Source organism: Sphingomonas sp. IC-56 (assembly GCF_021043375.1).
Taxonomy (GTDB): domain Bacteria; phylum Pseudomonadota; class Alphaproteobacteria; order Sphingomonadales; family Sphingomonadaceae; genus Sphingomonas.
Genome location: NZ_JAJNDV010000020.1, coordinates 1 through 822, shown reverse-complemented (window position 1 = coordinate 822; position 822 = coordinate 1). Strand labels below are relative to the sequence as shown.

1 protein-coding gene and 2 tRNA genes are annotated in these 822 nt (G+C 56.6%); 2 read left to right on the top strand and 1 reads right to left on the bottom strand.

What is annotated here, in order from left to right; genetic code table 11:
- The first annotated feature begins 152 nt into the window (after positions 1–152).
- Together LQ953_RS16125 and LQ953_RS16120 are read left to right on the top strand one after the other, a co-directional pair.
- Positions 153–229 (top strand) — tRNA-Ile (locus LQ953_RS16125).
- Between the two features lie 65 nt (positions 230–294).
- A tRNA-Ala gene (locus LQ953_RS16120) sits at positions 295–370 on the top strand.
- Here LQ953_RS16120 and LQ953_RS16115 read toward each other — a convergent pair.
- A partial coding sequence (locus tag LQ953_RS16115) for a hypothetical protein (RefSeq protein ID WP_231032008.1) occupies positions 336–822 on the bottom strand: 487 nt, incomplete at its 5' end. The two genes, LQ953_RS16120 and LQ953_RS16115, sit on opposite strands and share 35 nt — an antisense overlap.

Below are 822 nucleotides of genomic sequence, written 5' to 3'. Positions count from 1 at the left end.
ATCAGGGAAGAGCTTCTTCCATTCCAAAGAACATAAGCCGCCGTCCTCATGTCCCTTCATCATTCTGGATTATCCAGCCACCTGGCTGGATAAAGCCTGAGCTGGCTTTTGCCGCCTGCGGCCTTTTTTAGGTCAGTTCGGGTTGCGCAGATGGGCCGGTAGCTCAGGTGGTTAGAGCGCACGCCTGATAAGCGTGAGGTCGTAGGTTCAACTCCTACTCGGCCCACCATTTGCGCGTGTGTTTCGCCAAGCGTGCTTTGGCCTAAACTTCCCGAAACTTAGGGAAGCAGGCGAGGGGCCTTAGCTCAGCTGGGAGAGCGGTTGCTTTGCAAGCATCAGGTCATCGGTTCGATCCCGATAGGCTCCACCAATCCGCAGTCGAAGAGACGAATTAGCCCTGCTAATTCGCACCACGACAAGGACGGCCAGCGCTGCAAGAGCAGCGCCACAAGGCGCAGCTTTGCTGCGACTGACGGCGCAGCGCGCGCAACACGCTCACCAACATCCAGATGATGAAGATCCGAGATCCGCTGCTGACGCAGCGGTACGCGGCCCCAAGTGGCCGCATGCTGTTTGACATTGTGAATGGGTTTTTTGATCGATGCCGTGACGGCATTGGTTGCCGCCGTAAGGTGTGTAGCTAATGCCGGATCAGGGTGTCGCGATCGAGTTTGACCGCTCCGATCGTGCACCCGACAACAGGCTGAGTGATTATCATCCACACCGAGCAAGCCCTTCGACACTGCTCTGCCGAGTTTCGTGTCAGTTTCCCCAGGGTTCCCATCAAAGTAATACTTTGATGGGCTGGGGACTGATCCAGTG